The 15,587-nt window shown below is 64.5% G+C and carries 16 protein-coding genes and 1 tRNA gene; 7 read left to right on the forward strand and 10 right to left on the reverse strand.

The features are described 5' to 3' along the window. Positions 1–5: 5 nt before the first annotated feature. The 3 genes from imuA to dinB are packed head-to-tail and all read right to left on the reverse strand — an operon-like array spanning position 6 to position 2,492. Positions 6–713: a translesion DNA synthesis-associated protein ImuA gene (gene imuA / locus KZ491_RS02775; protein WP_222564318.1), complete on the reverse strand. Its 708-nt coding sequence runs from the start codon at positions 711–713 to the stop codon at positions 6–8. Beyond that, the gene (lexA, locus tag KZ491_RS02780; protein WP_222564319.1) at positions 713–1,348 is read right to left on the reverse strand and encodes a transcriptional repressor LexA; all 636 of its coding nucleotides are present in this window, start codon (positions 1,346–1,348) and stop codon (positions 713–715) included. The genes imuA and lexA overlap by 1 nt, the downstream gene beginning before the upstream one ends. 49 nt (positions 1,349–1,397) lie before the next feature. Further along, entirely contained in the window at positions 1,398–2,492 is a 1,095-nt protein-coding gene (gene dinB, locus KZ491_RS02785; RefSeq protein WP_222564320.1) for a DNA polymerase IV, read from the reverse strand. A gap of 160 nt (positions 2,493–2,652) precedes the next feature. Here dinB and pssA point away from each other — a divergent pair, with 160 nt between their 5' ends. From pssA to KZ491_RS02815, 6 genes are all read left to right on the forward strand, one after another. Continuing rightward, positions 2,653–3,273, forward strand: coding sequence for a CDP-diacylglycerol--serine O-phosphatidyltransferase (pssA, locus tag KZ491_RS02790; protein WP_222564321.1), 621 nt, complete (start codon positions 2,653–2,655; stop codon positions 3,271–3,273). Positions 3,274–3,342: 69 nt separating this feature from the next. Further along, the gene (gene phaE, locus KZ491_RS02795) at positions 3,343–4,695 is read left to right on the forward strand and encodes a class III poly(R)-hydroxyalkanoic acid synthase subunit PhaE (protein ID WP_222564322.1); all 1,353 of its coding nucleotides are present in this window, start codon (positions 3,343–3,345) and stop codon (positions 4,693–4,695) included. Between the two features lies 1 nt (position 4,696). Further along, on the forward strand, positions 4,697–5,803 hold the full coding sequence (locus KZ491_RS02800; RefSeq protein ID WP_222564323.1) for a class III poly(R)-hydroxyalkanoic acid synthase subunit PhaC: 1,107 nt from the start codon (positions 4,697–4,699) through the stop codon (positions 5,801–5,803). Between the two features lie 16 nt (positions 5,804–5,819). Beyond that, entirely contained in the window at positions 5,820–6,023 is a 204-nt protein-coding gene (locus KZ491_RS02805) for a PspC domain-containing protein (RefSeq protein WP_222564324.1), read from the forward strand. 47 nt (positions 6,024–6,070) lie between these two features. Continuing rightward, positions 6,071–6,469, forward strand: a complete 399-nt coding sequence (locus tag KZ491_RS02810) for a hypothetical protein (protein WP_222564325.1) — start codon at positions 6,071–6,073, stop codon at positions 6,467–6,469. 52 nt (positions 6,470–6,521) lie between these two features. After that, positions 6,522–6,608 (forward strand) — tRNA-Leu (locus KZ491_RS02815). 84 nt (positions 6,609–6,692) lie between these two features. Here KZ491_RS02815 and codA read toward each other — a convergent pair. From codA to KZ491_RS02835, 4 genes are all read right to left on the reverse strand, one after another. Then, complete coding sequence (gene codA / locus KZ491_RS02820) at positions 6,693–7,937, reverse strand: cytosine deaminase (protein ID WP_222564326.1); 1,245 nt, start codon at positions 7,935–7,937, stop codon at positions 6,693–6,695. A gap of 12 nt (positions 7,938–7,949) precedes the next feature. Next, complete coding sequence (locus tag KZ491_RS02825) at positions 7,950–9,095, reverse strand: MFS transporter (protein WP_281421640.1); 1,146 nt, start codon at positions 9,093–9,095, stop codon at positions 7,950–7,952. A gap of 273 nt (positions 9,096–9,368) precedes the next feature. After that, complete coding sequence (locus KZ491_RS12875; RefSeq protein WP_222564328.1) at positions 9,369–10,268, reverse strand: pirin family protein; 900 nt, start codon at positions 10,266–10,268, stop codon at positions 9,369–9,371. Between the two features lie 21 nt (positions 10,269–10,289). Beyond that, the gene (locus KZ491_RS02835; protein ID WP_222564329.1) at positions 10,290–10,862 is read right to left on the reverse strand and encodes an NADPH-dependent FMN reductase; all 573 of its coding nucleotides are present in this window, start codon (positions 10,860–10,862) and stop codon (positions 10,290–10,292) included. Positions 10,863–10,930: 68 nt separating this feature from the next. Between KZ491_RS02835 and KZ491_RS02840 the strand changes: the two genes are divergently transcribed. Beyond that, positions 10,931–12,268 carry an MFS transporter gene (locus tag KZ491_RS02840; protein ID WP_222564330.1) on the forward strand — a complete coding sequence of 446 codons (1,338 nt, stop codon included), beginning with the start codon at positions 10,931–10,933 and terminating at the stop codon, positions 12,266–12,268. Positions 12,269–12,292: 24 nt separating this feature from the next. Here KZ491_RS02840 and KZ491_RS02845 read toward each other — a convergent pair whose 3' ends face one another. The 3 genes from KZ491_RS02845 to metX form a co-directional block, all read right to left on the reverse strand. Further along, on the reverse strand, positions 12,293–13,756 hold the full coding sequence (locus KZ491_RS02845; RefSeq protein ID WP_222564331.1) for an MFS transporter: 1,464 nt from the start codon (positions 13,754–13,756) through the stop codon (positions 12,293–12,295). A gap of 41 nt (positions 13,757–13,797) precedes the next feature. Next, complete coding sequence (locus KZ491_RS02850) at positions 13,798–14,238, reverse strand: Rossmann-fold NAD(P)-binding domain-containing protein (protein ID WP_222564332.1); 441 nt, start codon at positions 14,236–14,238, stop codon at positions 13,798–13,800. Between the two features lie 203 nt (positions 14,239–14,441). Beyond that, positions 14,442–15,587, reverse strand: coding sequence for a homoserine O-acetyltransferase MetX (gene metX / locus KZ491_RS02855; protein ID WP_222564333.1), 1,146 nt, complete (start codon positions 15,585–15,587; stop codon positions 14,442–14,444).

Below are 15,587 nucleotides of genomic sequence, written 5' to 3' on the forward strand. Positions count from 1 at the left end.
GGGTCTCAATGGGTCCGCGCCGGTAACGCATGCAACGTCCGCACGCCTGAGGGTGGAAAGGCCCGGACCACGCCGCCCTGTCTGGAAAGCGGCCGGGTGCCGTCCACGGCAAACGGGATCGCCTGCGGGGGTGGGTTGCCTCCACGACACTTCAGTACCCGCAACTGGGCAGGATCGGCATCGACAGCGATCCGCAACGCCGCCGGCGAGGGATTTGCGGCGGCCTTCATCGGTCGCAGCGCAAACCCCAGGCACTGGCCCGCCTCGGCGGCCACCTGCAGGCGACGCAGGGCGCGATCGTCCACCTGACGGGGCCAGCAGAGCACCGCCGAGCAGGCCGCCGAACGCAGGCACTGCTCGGTGGCCCACAGCGCGTCACGCGGATCGGCGCGCACGATCTGCAGCCGTTGCAGGCGGATGCCGGCATTCGCCCAGGCCGGTGCATAGGGCAGGTAGGGCGGAGCGATCAGCGCGATCATGCCGTCGGCCCGCGACAACCGGGCCAAGGTCGGCCACAGCAGGCGCAGCTCGCCCACACCGTCGGCCGGCAACAGCAATTCGGTCAGGCCGGTTTCCGGCCAGCCGCCCTCGGGCAGGGCATCGTCCAGGTCCGGGAAACCGGTCGGCTGGCTGGATGGCGCGCGCGGAGCAGGCCGGCCGCGCCAGACCTGACGCGACTCCAGCAGGGATTCCAAGGAGCTGACCACCGCCATCAGCCCGGCCTCACCAGCCCGGCAAACAGCCCTTCGATGGCGAAATCGACGATGCGGGCGTCGATTTCGATCGGGGCGTAGGCCGGATTTCGGGGCAACAGGCGCAGGTGGCCGCCATTGCTTTCCGCGCCGCCGGTGTCCAGTCGCTTCACCGTCAGCTCGCCTTCCACCCGGGCGACCACCGTCTGTCCATGCCGGGCCTGGGGAGTGCGATGCACGCCAATCAGGTCGCCGGGCAGGATGGCGTCGAGGATCATCGAGTCGCCCTCGACCTCCAGCAGGTAGTCCGGACGCAGACGGAACAGGGACGGGTCCAAGGTGAGTTCGCGCCGCACCTCCGGATCCGAACCGATGGGCTGACCGGCCGCGACCCGGCCCAGCAAGGGCACCTGCAGCAGGCCATCGCCCGATGCGCCGGCAGTGCGGGAGCCGGTCAGCCGGATACCGCGCGCACGACCGGTGGCCAGCTCGATCAGCCCCGCCTGCGCCAGCACTTCCAGATGGTGGCGGGCCGAGCGGTTCTGACGGAAACCAAAGGCGCGGGCGATTTCCATCTGTGACGGCGGATAGCCGTGGCGGGCGATGTGCTCGCGCAGATAGGCGAGCAGGCGGTGCTGGGTGTCGGAGAGATTCATGTACTAATAATAGTACCTGTCCGTCTCACACATCGAGATACGCCACAGCTCAGACCAGGTCGAACAAGTCCGTCTGCACGCTGCCGGGCTCTTCCTCGATGAATCCTGAAAGGCCGACCCCGACCAGCCGATAAAGCGTGTCCCCGGGCAGGGTCACGCGCTCGCGCAGCCCGCAGGCGATGTCGGCCAGCGCATCCAGCGTCGCCGGTCGGGCCGGCGGCGTCAGGCTGCGGGTCAGGATCCGGAAATCAGCGGTTTTGAGCTTCAGCACCACCGTGCGTGGCGTGCGATCGGGATGGCGTTGCCGTTGGCGCTGGTAGCCGTCCCAGGTTTTCTCCGCCAGGCGCCGGATGTGCGGCGCCAGTTCGGCCAGCGGAAGGTCGCGCTCGAAGGTGTCTTCGGAGGAAATCTGCACGCTCAGTCGCTCCGGCCGCACCGGGCTGTTGTCGATGCCCCGCGACAGCTGGTGCAGGCGGCGGCCCCAGCGCCCGAAGCGCAACTCCAGCTCCTCGCCGGCGACCTCTCGCAACTGGCCGACGGTAGTGATGCCCAGCTCGGCCAACTTGCCCTGCATCACCTTGCCTACGCCGGGCAGGCGCCCGACGGGCAGGGGAGTGAGGAACGCCTGGACCTGACTCGGACGGATCACGAAGGTGCCGTCGGGCTTGTTCCAGTCCGAGGCGATCTTGGCCAGGAACTTGTTGTTGGCGACGCCAGCGGAGGCGGTCAGGCCAGTCTCGGCCCGGATTGCGGCGCGGATCGCCTCGGCGGTGGCCGTTGCCGACGGCAGGCCGCTGCGGTTGTCGGTGACATCCAGATAGGCCTCGTCCAGCGAAAGCGGCTCCACCAGATCGGTGTGGCGCAGGAAGATCTCGCGCACCACCCGGGAGGCCTCCTTGTAGCGCGTGAAGTCCGGCGGGATGAAGATCGCATCCGGACACAGGCGTTCGGCACGCATCGCCGGCATTGCCGAGCGCACGCCGAATACGCGCGCCTCGTAACTGGCCGCCACCACGACCGACCGGGCACCGCGCCACGCCACCACCACCGGTTTGCCGCGCAGTGACGGGTCGTCGCGCTGCTCGACGGACGCATAGAAAGCGTCCATGTCGACGTGAAGGATCTTGCGGAGCGGGGTGGGCATGGGGGAACGCGGCGTCTGTGGAAAGGAACAGCAGCCGGGCAGGCCACCGACCGCATCCATTGTGCGACAGGTTGCCGCCCCGGTTGCCGTCGTCACGCGCTCTTTGGCACGCTGGGGATCCTGGTTCGCGCAATGCCCGCCGACCGCTCCGGAGCCACCCATGCAGCAACCCCGTCATTTCTCGATGCTCCGCGAATTCCAGCTTGCGGACTGGTTCACCCTCGGCAACGCCTTTTGCGGCACCGGCGCGATCTTCGCCGCGATGCGGTTCCTGCAAGAGGGCGTGGTGTTCGACCTGATGATCGGCATGGCGCTGATCCCGCTGGCCTTCATCTTCGATGCACTCGATGGGCGCGTCGCGCGCTGGCGTAAATCCGCTTCCACTCTCGGCCGCGAGCTGGACTCGCTCGCCGACGTGATCTCCTTCGGAGTGGCGCCTGCGGCACTGGCCTATGCATGCGGCATGCAGGGCGGGTGGGACTGGGTGATCCTGAGCTTCTTCGTCGGTTGCGGAGTGAGCCGGCTGGCGCGCTACAACGTCACCGCCGAGCAATTGTCCGGGGACGAGGGCAAGGTCAAATACTTCGAAGGCACGCCGATTCCGACCAGCCTCGTGCTGGTAATCGTGTTGTGGATTGCCGCGGCGCAGGGCGCGATTGGTTCTCAGCTGTGGCTGGGCGTGCTCAAGATCGGTCCGTGGCAGCTCCATCCCCTGGTGCTGATGTTCGCCATTTCCGGCGTGCTGATGGTCAGCAAGACGGTGCGGATTCCCAAGCCCTGATCGGGCGTGCGGTGCACGGGCACGCGACTGCAGCATTGCTATGATCAAAGCAAGCTTGGGAGAGTTTGAATGAGCAATCAGGGATTTGGTGCGGGCGGTTTTCCCCCCGGAGGGTTCGGCAACGTCGCCGATGCAGGCCAAGTGGCGGAGCTTGCCCGCCAGTACTGGAGCCACTGGGGCGAGATGCTTCGGGCGGGTGGTCAGGGTGCGCCAGCGTCCGGCGCCGTCGGCACCGGTGGTTTCCCCGGCATGGGCTTCCCCGGCGGCAACGGTCCGACGGCCACTCCGGGCTTGCCCGGCTGGAACGAGGCAGTCAACTGGTGGTCGGCGTTGGCCAGTGGCGGCATGCCGCAGGCGGATGCGACCGTACAGCGGTTCAACAGCCAGGCCCAGGGGTGGTACGCACAGATCCAGGAGCTGGCCGCGCGCTTTGCCGGCCAGGAAGCCAGCGCACGCGATGTCGCCAAGGCATGGAAGGAGATGTTCGGCGGACACGCTGCCAACCCATTCGCCGATGCCCTCAAGGGCATGCAGGGGCAGGGCCAGCAGGGGTTCGAGCAGTGGATGCAGCAGGTCTCGCCGTGGCTTGAGAAGCTGCGCGAGGGGAGCAACGCCTGGCTGGAGACGCCGACCTTCGGACTCACTCGCGAGCATGAGCAACGCTGGAAGGAACTCATCCAGGCCCAGCAGGACTACCAGCGCCACAGCAAGGGCTACCAGTCGCTGATGAACGAGGCGCTGCAGGATGCCTTCACGCGCTTCGAGAAAAAACTCGAGGAATGCAGCCAGCCCGGCAACAAGCTCGAGTCGATGGGCGCGCTGTTCGACCTTTGGATCGACGCGGCCGAAGACGCCTACGCCGACATTGCCATATCGCCGCGGTTCCGCGATGCCTACGGCGCGTTGGGCAACGCGCAGATGAAACTGCGTGCAGCGGTACAGAAGGAAATCGAGCACCTTGGCGAGTCGATGGGGATCCCTTCGCGGACCGAAGTGGATGCCGCGCACCGCAAGATCACCCAGCTGGAACGCGAGCTTCGCCAGTTGCGTGCCCGGATCGAGGCTGCCGATGCCCGCGAGTCCCGGCCGGCAACCGCGCAAGCGACCGCGCCCGCGGTAGCTGAGCGAACGGCAGCGCCTGATGCAAAGACCGCACAACAGGCCGTCGCGAACCCGCCCGCCAGCAAGGAGCGAGACCTCGGCGAGAGCGCGGCCAGAAAAGTGGCGAAGCGGGTGACCAGTAAACCGGCGAGCAAAGCTGCCAGGACTTCCGCAAGCAAACGGCCCGCCAAAGTTGCCGCAAAGAAAAGCGCCAATGCACCTGCGGCCAAGAAGGCCGCGGCCTCCAAGGCACCGGCGAAGAAGACCGCTGCGAGTCCGTCTCGCGCTGCGGTAAAGAAGACCACCACAAAGGCCAGCTGATATGGACACTTCCTCACCATTCTCCGTTGGCCCGTTCGACTTCAGCGCCGATGCTCTGGCGCGGGAAGCGGGCGTCGTGCAGGAGAAGCTGCGCGCGGGATTGAAGACCCTTCATCAAGTCGGCGACATCGGCTACGGCGCTACGCCCAAAGAGGAAGTCTGGAGCGACGGCAAGGTCCGGCTGTACCGCTATCGAGGCGCCCAGCTGGAAGACGGCCGCGCACCTACCGCGAAGGTGCCTCTGCTGATTGCCTACGCACTGGTCAACCGGCCCTACATGGTTGACCTGCAGCCGGACAAGTCGATCGTGCGGGGACTGCTGGCTCGCGGCGAGGATGTGTACATCCTGGATTGGGGCTACCCCGATCGCTCCGATCGGTACCTGGAGCTTGAGGATTACATCCAGCGCTACCTGGGCGGCGCCATCGACCACATTCGCGCGGCCCATCATCTGGACGCGATCAACCTGCTGGGCATCTGCCAGGGCGGAGCGTTTTCCCTGTGCTACGCGGCGCTGAATCCGGAGAAGATCAAGAACCTGATCACCATGGTCACTCCGGTGGACTTCCACACCGAAGACAACATGCTGTCCAACTGGATCCGTGAAGTCGACGTGGACCTGATGGTCGACACGCTGGGCAATATCCCCGCCGACATGATGAACTTCACCTACCTGACGTTGAAGCCGTGGCGGCTGTTCGTGCAGAAGTATGTGGGGCTGATCGACATCATGGATGACAAGGATGCGCTGGAGGACTTCCTGCGCATGGAGAACTGGATCTTCGACTCGCCCGACCAGGCCGGTGAGGCGTTCCGCCAGTTCACCAAGCAGTTCTATCAGGCCAATGGCTTCATCAAGGGCAGCATCCGCATCGGCGACCGCAGTGTGGATCTGTCCCGCGTCGACATGCCGGTACTGAATGTGTTCGCCCAGCATGACCATCTGGTGCCGCCGTCCTCATCGCAGGCATTGGGTGGCCTGGTGGGCACCGCGGACTACAGCGAGCTGTCGTTCCGTGGGGGCCATATCGGCATTTACGTCTCCAGCCGCGCCCAGCGTGAGGTTCCGCAGGCGGTGCATGACTGGCTTGCGCCGCGGTCGCGCTGACAGAGGAGGGTTCCCCATGAAATCCGCGACTGGTCCCTTTACCCGCTCGCGCAACGATCGAATGCTGGCCGGGGTCATGGGCGGCATTGCCCGGCGCTTCGGCTGGAACGCTAACCTGCTGCGACTGCTGTACGTGATCCTTTCAATCGCTTCCGCCGCGTTCCCCGGCATCATCGTCTATCTGATCCTGTGGCTGCTGATGCCGGAGGAAGGCGTCTGACAAGTCGCTGGCCTGGACGCGGTACGCTTCTGGCTGTGATCGCCGGCATGGCGTGGACGTCCCCCAACACCGTGCTGGGGCTTGTTTTGGGCCTGGCCGGTCTTCCGTTTGGCGCGCGAATCCAATGGCGGGCCGCCGATCTGGCATTGGTATTCCACAACTGGCGCTGGGGCCCGGGCGGGGCGCTCACGCTGGGCAACGTGATCATCCACACCGGCGAAGATCTCGATGCGCACTGCCACACCTACGCCCACAAAGCAGGGTGGGGCATGGAGCCGTCGGTATGCCTGGCTGATCACGAGCGGGCCCACATCTATCAGTACATGGCGCTGGGGCCGTTGTTCCTGCCTCTGTACCTGTTGAGCGGCGGCGTAAGCGCACGCAACCGGTTCGAGCGCGCGGCCGACCGCTATGCGCTGAGCGGACGTGGCTGGTGGCCGTGGTGAGGGCAAAAAAGGTGGAGCACAGCGCGTGGCCTCCGCTATACTCCCGGTCCGCGCCGAAGTGGCGGAATCGGTAGACGCAGCGGATTCAAAATCCGCCGATGGAGACATTGTGGGGGTTCGAGTCCCCCCTTCGGCACCAATTAAAACGAAGGGCCTGCGAGAGATCGCAGGCCCTTCGTTTTTGTCTATTGGTCCAGTGAAAGCCCGCCAGGATAAGCCCAATCTAGATGGCGAGCGCGATCTCGTAGTCCGGCTCCGGGCGCTTGAACAGGTACTCGCCGTTGCGGATCGAGGCCAGCACATCGGCGCGCTGGCGCACGGCTTCAAAGGGTGAGTTGGCGTCCAGCACGAGGAAGTTGGCCGGCTTGCCCGCTTCGATGCCGTACTGGTCTTCGACGTTGAAGGTCTTCGCGCCGTTGTAAGTGATCAGGTCCAGGCACTTGTCGAGTTCCTCGAAGGACATCGTCTGCGCCAGGTGGATGCCGTTGTCGAGAATGTTCATCAGGTTGCCGTTGCCAACCGGGTACCACGGATCGTTGATCGAGTCCTGGCCGAAGCAGACGTTGATGCCGCTCTCCCACAGCTCCTTGACCCGGGTCAGGCCACGACGCTTGGGATAGGTGTCCTGCCGGCCCTGCAGATAGGCGTTTTCAGTGGGCAGGGAGATGAAGTTCATCCCGGATTTCTGGAACAGTCCCATCATGCGGAAGGCGTAGGCATTGTCCGCCGAGCCGAACGAGCAGGTGTGGCTGGCGGCGGTGCGGCTGCCAATCCCTTCGGCCATCACCAGGGCGTTGAGCAACTCCACAAAGCGGCTCATCACGTCGTCGGTCTCGTCGCAATGCACGTCGATGAGTTTGTCGTGCTTGACCGCCAGCTCGACGGTGCGGTGCATGGACTTCTCGCCGATCTCGCGGGCCCACTCGAAGTGCGGGATCGCACCGACGCAGTCGGCGCCCATCTTCAGCGCTTCCTCGACCATCTCGTCGCCGCCCTTGTAGGCGTACATACCCTCCTGGGGGAAGGCGACGATCTGGATGGTGACCTTGTCCTTCAGCTGTTCGCGGATTTCCAGCATCGCCTTCAGGCCCGTCAGCCGCGGGTCGCACACGTCGATGTGGGTGCGGATGTACTGGACGCCCTTGGATACCTCTTCCCGGATGCCCTTCAAGGCGCGCTCTTTGGCGTCCTCCAGGGTCTGGGTCTTCTTGACGTCGTGCCAGCGGGCAATGCCTTCGAACAATGTACCGCTGTTGTTGGTCGCGCCCTCGCTGCGGGCGGTATAGACGTAATCCAGGTGCAGGTGGGAATCCACGTAGGGTGGAACCACCAGACGGCCCTGCAGGTCGATCTCCTCATCGGCCTGGCCCAGATTCTTGCCAATCTTCTGGATGACGCCCTTGTCTACCAGGATCTCGTTGAGATCATCGTGCTGCCGGTAGATCCGGGCATTGGTGTATTTTTTCATGGCTTTTCTCTGTCATTTTCTGCTGGCCGGAACGGGGGAGGACCGCAGCGTGCGTTTGGCCAGAAACGCGATAATCATGGCCGCGATAAAACAGGCGAGCGACAGGTAGACGATGCGCTTGATGCCGGCCGAGGGGGAGTCGTTCAGCAGCATTCCACCGACCCAGGTCGCGATCATGATGGAGAGGTTGAAGACACTCGACTGCACCGACGTGGCGACGTCCTTGGCTTTCTCGACCTGTTTGCTCACGGCGGTCTGGTACATCGTCACCAGCGGACCGAAGGCCAGGCCCCAAAGGAAGAACGCGATGTGTGAGACGCCCGCCATTCCCTTGAAGGCCAGGAACAGGGCCATGGAAAGGCCGCCGATGCCGAGCATGACCACGATCAGGGGCCGCAGATGCGCGTCGATGTATTTCGCGGAAAGCACCACGGAAATGACCGAGCCGATGCCGAAGATCAGCAGCGCCACGCCGATGCCGCCGGCGAACCCGATCATCTCGACCAGCAAGGTGATGTAGGTGTAGACGCCGTAGTGGGCCGCGACGGACAAGAAGGTCAACAGCAGGACGATCAGGATCGACGGCATTTTCAGCACCGCCAGCGGCGAGTTGCTCTTGCTGAGCTTTTCGCCGCTCACCGAGGGTAAAAAGAAATACGACAGCACTGCGATCACCGCGACGATCCCGCCCAAGGCCAGAAAGACGCTGCGCCAGCCGAACATCAGGCCGATCGCGGTCATCGCCGGCAGCCCGATGCTGATGCCCAGGGTATTGCCGGACATGATCACCGTGATGGCCTTGCCATGCATGTGTTCGGGGACCAGCCGGGTGCCGTACGCGGCGATCATCGGCCACATCACGCCGGCGCAGATGCCGCCGACAATACGCGCGGCGATGATCACCGGATAGGACGACGAGACACCTACCACGACGTTGGAAACCGCAAACCCGATCAATAGCGCCATCAACAGCGCCTTGCGGTTGAAGGCGAGGGTCGCGCTGACCAGGGGAATGGCGGCAACGGCGGAGGCAAGGGCATACACACCGACCAGAAAGCCGACATCGCTTTCCTCGACGCCCAGCCCCTCGGTCATCTGCGGCAGGATTCCCGACGGCACCAGCTCGGACAGGATTCCCACGAAGGTGACGCTGGCCATCAGGCTCAGGACAAACCAGGAAAAGGACGGCTTTGGGTTCGGCGGAGATACGGCGGACACTTTGAGCTCCAGACTTGGATTTGTGTGGATTCCACCCGACTGCGGCCGAGACGCACGTCCGCAACGCTTTCGGCAAGCCTCGTACTACCAGTAGTGACGTCGGGCGATTCGCAAATCCGTGGAAAATGCCGCAGCCGTCAGGGGTTCATGCTATCGGCGGATCCGTGCCTGCTCAAGATAGCGCGCGCACCGGATCAGCGCGCGTTTTGTCATTCACGACATCGGTTCCGGCTCGCGCATCTGACCGATCTTGGGCGGCAGCGGGATGAATTCTTTGTTGTCCAGATCCGGCAGTTTCATTCGCCCGGCCGACCAGTCCGCGCGGGCCTGCTCGATCCGCTCGCTGGAGGAGGAGACGAAGTTCCAATCGATGTAACGCGGCCCCACCGGGTCGCCGCCCAAGGCCATCACCATCGAATCGCCGACGGCGGAGATGGTCGCGGCCTTGCCGGGCGTCAGGACAGCCATCGAACCGGCGTCAACGCGCTGGCCGTCCAGCTCCACCGCACCGCGCGCCACATAGACGGCTCGCTCGGGATATTCGGCCGGCAGCGAGACGCGCGCGCCGGCACTGATGCGCCAGTGGACGTAGAACTGGGGTGATTCGGTCCGCACGGGCGAGACGATGCCGGCAAGACGGCCGGCGATCAGTCGCCCGACCACGCCGTCGGCGTCAAAAACCGGCAGCGACGCACTGTCGTAGTGCCAGAACCCCGGATCCATCTCTTCGCGCTCGTCGGGCAGGGCGACCCAGGCTTGGATTCCGTCCAGCATGCCGCCTTCCCGGCGCAGGCGCTCGAATCGCTCCGAGTGGGTGATGCCCCTGCCGGCCGTCATCAGATTGACCTCGCCCGGACCCACGGCTTGCTCCGAGCCGACACTGTCGCGATGCGTGATCTCGCCGTTGAAAAGATAGGTGAGCGTTGACAGGCCGATATGCGGGTGCGGCCGCACGTCGGCCTGCAGGGGCAGGCCCGGCTCCATGTCCTTCGGCCCCATGCGGTCGAAGAAAATATACGGGCCCACCATCCGGCGTTTGGCGAACGGCAACACCCGACCGACTTCGAAACTGCCGAGGTCGCGGGTGCGCTGCCTGATCACAAGTTCGATCACGTGCTTGCTTCTCCTGCCATTTCAACTCTCAACCGGTAGCTTGCTCAGGACGTGTCGTATGTGATCGTGGAAGGCCTTGAGGTAGCCGCCAAGGAACTCGGTCGTGGAGGCATCGGCAATCTCGCCGGATTCATTGATCATCCCGTCCTTGAACTGGATGTAGGCCTCCGGCGAGTTCATCTGCGGAGAATTGAGGAAGCCCAGGATGCTGCGCAGGTGCTGCTGGCCCACGGCGGTGCCGATCGCGCCCGGCGAGGTGCCGATCACCGCCGAGGGAATGTGGGCGAACGAGTTTGTGCCCCAAGGGCGACTGGCCCAGTCCAGCGCGTTCTTCAGGCCGCCGGGAATCGAACGGTTGTACTCGGGGGTCACGATCAGGATCGCGTCGGAACTCTCGATGGCCTGCTTGAACTTGCGCCCGGAATCCGGATAGTCCGGGTCGTAGTCGTAGCTGTAGATCGGCAGGTCGCGGTAGGAAATCTCCTCGAAGTGGAGCTCCTTGGGCGCGAGTTTGAACATCGCGTTGGCCAGCTTGCGGTTGATGGAGTCTTTGGCAATGCTGCCGACCAGATATCCGACCTTGTATGTCCTCATCTTCTTCTCCTGTGCTTCCGCGTCGGCGACCGCAGAGGTCCTTATAGCACCGGGACATTCATAGCTCGATGAAACATTCCACCGCGACCGAACGCCTGTACGCGCTTGTCGCCAACGAGGAGGATGCCCGCGTCTGCACCGACATCTGCCAGGAAGCGTGTCGGGAAGTGCCCGGCAACTTTTTCCGCATCATCGTCGCCAGCATGTTCACCAAGATCGGTGACCTCTTGATCAACCCCAAGACGGTGCTGGCGTGGCTGATCGTGGCCGTCGGTGCCCCCCAGGCGCTGGTCGGGGTGCTGGTTCCGATCCGGGAGTCCGGATCGCTGATCCCACAGCTGGTCATCGGTGCCTGGGTCCGCCGCCATCCGGTGCGCAAGTGGTTCTGGGTGATGGGAGCTATCCTGCAGGGACTGGTGGTGCTCGGCATGGCGGCGTCCGTGTGGCTTCTGCAGGGTCTCCCGGCTGCATTGTCGGTGATTGGTCTGTTGGTGCTGTTCAGCGTCAGCCGCGGTTTCTGTTCGGTGGCCATGAAGGATGTTCAGGGCAAGAGCGTGCCGAAGTCCCGGCGGGGACGTCTGGCCGGACTGGCGTCCACCCTCTCCGGGGTGGTCGCATTGATCGTTGGACTGCTGCTGTTTGAAGGCGGCAGCGACCCCAGCATGCGGTTCTACTCGTTGCTACTGATGGCTGCGGGGCTGTGCTGGTTTGTGGCGGCCGCGGTGTTCTCCGGGGTCGATGAGTTCCACGGGGAGACGGCCGGTGGCGGCAACGCCCTGCGCGAAGCCATTGGCAGCCTGGGCCTGCTGGTGCGCGATGCACCCTTCCGAAACTTCGTCATCGCCCGGGCTTTCCTGCTCGCATCCGCGCTGGGATCGCCATTCGTGGTGGTGCTCGCCCAGCAACGCAGCGAAAGTGCGGTGCTGTTGGGCGGGTTCGTCGTCGCGTCCGGATTGGCCAGCGCGTTGAGCGCCAGTGTGTGGGGATTCATGGCCGATGCATCCAGCCGCCAGGTGATGATCCTGGGTGGCGGGCTTGCCGCACTGGTGTGCCTGTTTGTCGCCGGAGTGACGTTGCTTGCTCCGTCGTGGCGCGTCGGCGGCTGGTTCTATCCCGCGGCGTTCTTTGTTTTGGCGATCGCCCATTCGGGGGTGCGCATTGGCCGCAAGACCTACCTGGTGGATATGGCCGAGGGCAACAAGCGCACCGACTACACGGCGGTCAGCAACACCGTCATCGGCGTGCTGCTTTTGGTGACCGGCGGCCTCAGCGCGGGCGTGGCAATGCTGGGCACGTCCTGGGCTTTGCTGCTGCTGGGAGCGATGGGTCTGATTGGAAGTGCGTGGTCCTGGCGCTTGCCCGAGGTCTCCCATGGTCCGCCGGAGCCAGCTGATCAAGGTGTATGAAACCATCTGCCCGGAGAGCAAGGATCAGAAATGGCTGTCGCTGACTAACGCCGTCCGCGGTTGCCCGTCTTCGGCCCCGGTCGAGTTGGCTGCGATCTTTTGGCGATCGCGCTGATCCTTGAAAGCCATCGCCAACGCTACAAGCACCACGAGCGAGATCAAGCCAAAGCCGATCACCACGGCGACCGACCATGACCATCGCGCAAGCGACGCAAACACCGCCGCGGTGATCATTGCGATTCCCACCGAGGTGCCGACGCGCTGTCCGGTCTGCATGATCGCTCCCGAGCTCCCCGCATACTCCAATGGCACCTCCGCCAGTGTCAGTGTCTGGTTCGGGCTGATCACCGCTCCTTGCGCCAGGCCGATGAACGACAGCGACAGCACGAGCCACCACACGCTCACATTGAATCGTTCGTGCAGGAGCACGACCGCAATGCTGGCGAACAGGCCTAGCAGGGCCAGGAACAGTCCGCCGATAACGATCTTGCGCCCGTAGTGATTTACCCGGCGGCCGGACCAGTGGGCTGCGTAGGCCGATAGAAGCGCACTGGGAATGCCAAAGAGGCCGGATTCAAACGCGGTTTTCCCTTGGCCGTCCTGTACATAAAGGGCTACCAATACCCAGACACTCGTCATCCCGGTGAAGTAGAGGGTCATGATCACCGCGCCGTTGGCGAAGCTGCTGGTGCGGAAGATATCCAGATCCACCATCGGGGTGTGCCCCAGGCGCGGGCAACGCGTCTCCCAGCGCAGCCACACCCAGACCAGCCCGATGCCGGTGGGCAACAGCGCCCACCACAGTGCCGAGCCGCCGGAGGTCATGAACGGAAACAGGATGGCCAGCAGGGCCAGCCCAAGCAGTACCGAGCCGACCGGATCCAGCGACCACAGCCAGCTTGTTAGCCGATCCGTTCCCGTTGGGGCTGTTTGCCGAGGTCGTCGGAAAAGCGGCTTGGGGAACCATCTGATTCCGAGGATGATGGCGATTATTCCGATGGGAGCGTTCACCAGGAATGTCAGGCGCCAGCCGAGGTCGGGACCCCCGGCGCCGATGAGAAAGCCTCCGAGCACCGGGCCGATGGCAACGGAAAACCCCACCACGGTTCCCAGGTAACCGAAGGCACGCCCGCGCTCGTCGCCGCGGAAGTACTGCTGGATCATGCCGATTGCCTGCGGACTGACCAGTCCCGAGCCGATGCCCTGGACGAACCGGGCCGCGTTGAGCCACGTCGCGTCCGGGGCGAAGCCGGCGGCAATGGAGGCGAGAGTGAAGATGCCCACGCCCACCAGGAAAATTCCGCCTCGCCCGACAATGTCGCCAGCGCGACCAGCGGCCACCAGGATGATTCCGAAGGTCAGGGCATACCCCGACAGCACCCATTGCAGGTCCGACTGGTCCGCGTCCAACCCGATCTGGATGGAGGGCAGCGCGACGTTGACGATGCTCACGCCGATCAACGACATGAAGATGACGCCGAGCAGCACCGCCAGGATGCGCCAGCGCGCCGCGCCTTCTACCCGTTCCATTAAGTGGCAGCGATGGCGTGGGACACGGACGATGCACCGAGCAGCACGGTGGCCAGATCGTCGGGCGGGACGCTACCGTGGCGGCCAAGATCCTTGGCAATCTCGACGTTGCCGGTGCCGGCCTCGTCTGTGAGCGTGCCGGGGCGGGCGATGGTGCAGCGCAGTCCACGGATCATGGTCAGGCTTTTATGCGGACCGGAGGCCATTCGCTTGATCAGACGGCGGCCGATATTGCCGTTTGCACCGACGATAAGGACGTGCATGGGACTTTCCTGAAAGAGCGGTAGTGGAGTTGGGGCGCTGCTGTTTTGCGGCAGAAGCAACGGCGCCGGCAATAAGGCGCGGGCTGCGACAGCGCCGAACAGCTGTTTTACGGTACCCGGCGTCCATTCGGCGTGTGCAGGCGGGTGCAGGCGGAGCGTACGGATCAGCTCCCGCAAGTCGGAATTCGCGATTGCCGGGCCAGCGGCTGCTATGGAACCCTCACAGGTCGACGGGGAGCGCCTTCTCGACCCCCGCGAACCACTCACCCTCGACCGGAACGAACATCGCGCAGGGCGCTTGCTTTCATCGGATTGGACCTAATGGATCGGCTTGCTGTCGCCGATGGGCCGATCCCGGCGCGAGGTGCCGATCGCCCGCATCAAAGACTATCGAAAAACGCGCGGATCGCCGGGCAGTAACGATCGTAATCCACCAGGAACGCATCGTGCCCCTGCGGCGAAGGCATCGGCAGGCAATCGGCCGTTGCCCCGCCTTCGCGCAGCCCGTCGGCGATCTCCATCTGCTGTTGCAGCGGGAACAGGACATCGGTGCGAGCGCCAATCGTCAGCGCACGCTCGATACGGATCGCCGCCAGGCCGGCGCGCGTGTGTGCGTGGCTGGCCGCGCGGTCGCCCACTTCGCGCTCGGCGCAGTGGTCGCCCAGGTCAAACCAGTCCATCGACCGGCTGAGATACAGATAGCAGTTGGGGTCGAAATTACGGACAAAGCGTCGTGCGTGGGCTTCCAGATAGCTCTCCACCTGGAACTCCAGGCCGAACGGCTCATCCTCGGTCTGCTCGGAGTCCAACCTGACCCGACCGAAGCGGCCGTCCCATTCCAACGCGGAGCGATAGGTGATGACGCCCAGCTTGCGCGCCATGCGCATGCCGGACTCCGGGTAGGCCGCGTCGCTGTAATCGCCGCCGTTGAAATTGGGGTCCAGGCGGATCGCCTCGCGCTGCAACGAGCGGATGGCGATCGACCACGGCAGCGCGCGGGCCGCGCCGGCCACGTTCAAATGGGCGGCCGCGATGCCCGGATGACGGATCAACAGCGACAGCGCGACCATGCCGCCCATCGAGTTGCCGACCGCGCAGGCCAAACGCTCGATGCCCAGGGTGCGGACGACGTGGGCGAGGGCGTCGGCACCGTCCTCGATCGACAGTTCGGGAAAATCGAAGCGGTACGGCAGGCCGGTGGCCGGGTTGGTCGAGGCCGGCCCGGTTGAGCCCTTGCAGCTGCCCAGCGGGTTGGCGCAGATGACGAACCAGCGGTTGGTATCGATGGGCTTTCCCGGGCCCACCATGGGCTCCCACCAGCCGTCTGCGGGATTGGCGTCCGACGAGGCCATGTGGGCATTGGGCGAGAGTCCGGGTGCGACCAGCACCGCGTTGTCCGCGGCGGCATTGAGTTCGCCCCAGGTCTCGTAGGCAATCCGCGCGCCGTGCAACTGACCACCGCGCTTCATCGGGAAGGGCGAGGGGAGGTCTATCCAGCGCGTGCCTGGCGGGATGAATTCTGTCAT

It is taken from the genome of Novilysobacter antarcticus (genome assembly GCF_019802285.1).
GTDB lineage: Bacteria > Pseudomonadota > Gammaproteobacteria > Xanthomonadales > Xanthomonadaceae > Novilysobacter > Novilysobacter antarcticus.

Bases quoted from the DNA above. Each gene is read 5' to 3' on its own strand.
- imuA (WP_222564318.1), bottom strand. From the start codon at position 713: ATGGCGGTGGTCAGCTCCTTGGAATCCCTGCTGGAGTCGCGTCAGGTC.
- lexA (WP_222564319.1), bottom strand. From the start codon at position 1,348: ATGAATCTCTCCGACACCCAGCACCGCCTGCTCGCCTATCTGCGCGAG.
- dinB (WP_222564320.1), bottom strand. From the start codon at position 2,492: ATGCCCACCCCGCTCCGCAAGATCCTTCACGTCGACATGGACGCTTTC.
- pssA (WP_222564321.1), top strand. From the start codon at position 2,653: ATGCAGCAACCCCGTCATTTCTCGATGCTCCGCGAATTCCAGCTTGCG.
- phaE (WP_222564322.1), top strand. From the start codon at position 3,343: ATGAGCAATCAGGGATTTGGTGCGGGCGGTTTTCCCCCCGGAGGGTTC.
- KZ491_RS02800 (WP_222564323.1), top strand. From the start codon at position 4,697: ATGGACACTTCCTCACCATTCTCCGTTGGCCCGTTCGACTTCAGCGCC.
- KZ491_RS02805 (WP_222564324.1), top strand. From the start codon at position 5,820: ATGAAATCCGCGACTGGTCCCTTTACCCGCTCGCGCAACGATCGAATG.
- KZ491_RS02810 (WP_222564325.1), top strand. From the start codon at position 6,071: ATGGCGTGGACGTCCCCCAACACCGTGCTGGGGCTTGTTTTGGGCCTG.
- codA (WP_222564326.1), bottom strand. From the start codon at position 7,937: ATGAAAAAATACACCAATGCCCGGATCTACCGGCAGCACGATGATCTC.
- KZ491_RS02825 (WP_281421640.1), bottom strand. From the start codon at position 9,095: ATGGCCAGCGTCACCTTCGTGGGAATCCTGTCCGAGCTGGTGCCGTCG.
- KZ491_RS02835 (WP_222564329.1), bottom strand. From the start codon at position 10,862: ATGAGGACATACAAGGTCGGATATCTGGTCGGCAGCATTGCCAAAGAC.
- KZ491_RS02840 (WP_222564330.1), top strand. From the start codon at position 10,931: ATGAAACATTCCACCGCGACCGAACGCCTGTACGCGCTTGTCGCCAAC.
- metX (WP_222564333.1), bottom strand. From the start codon at position 15,587: ATGACAGAATTCATCCCGCCAGGCACGCGCTGGATAGACCTCCCCTCG.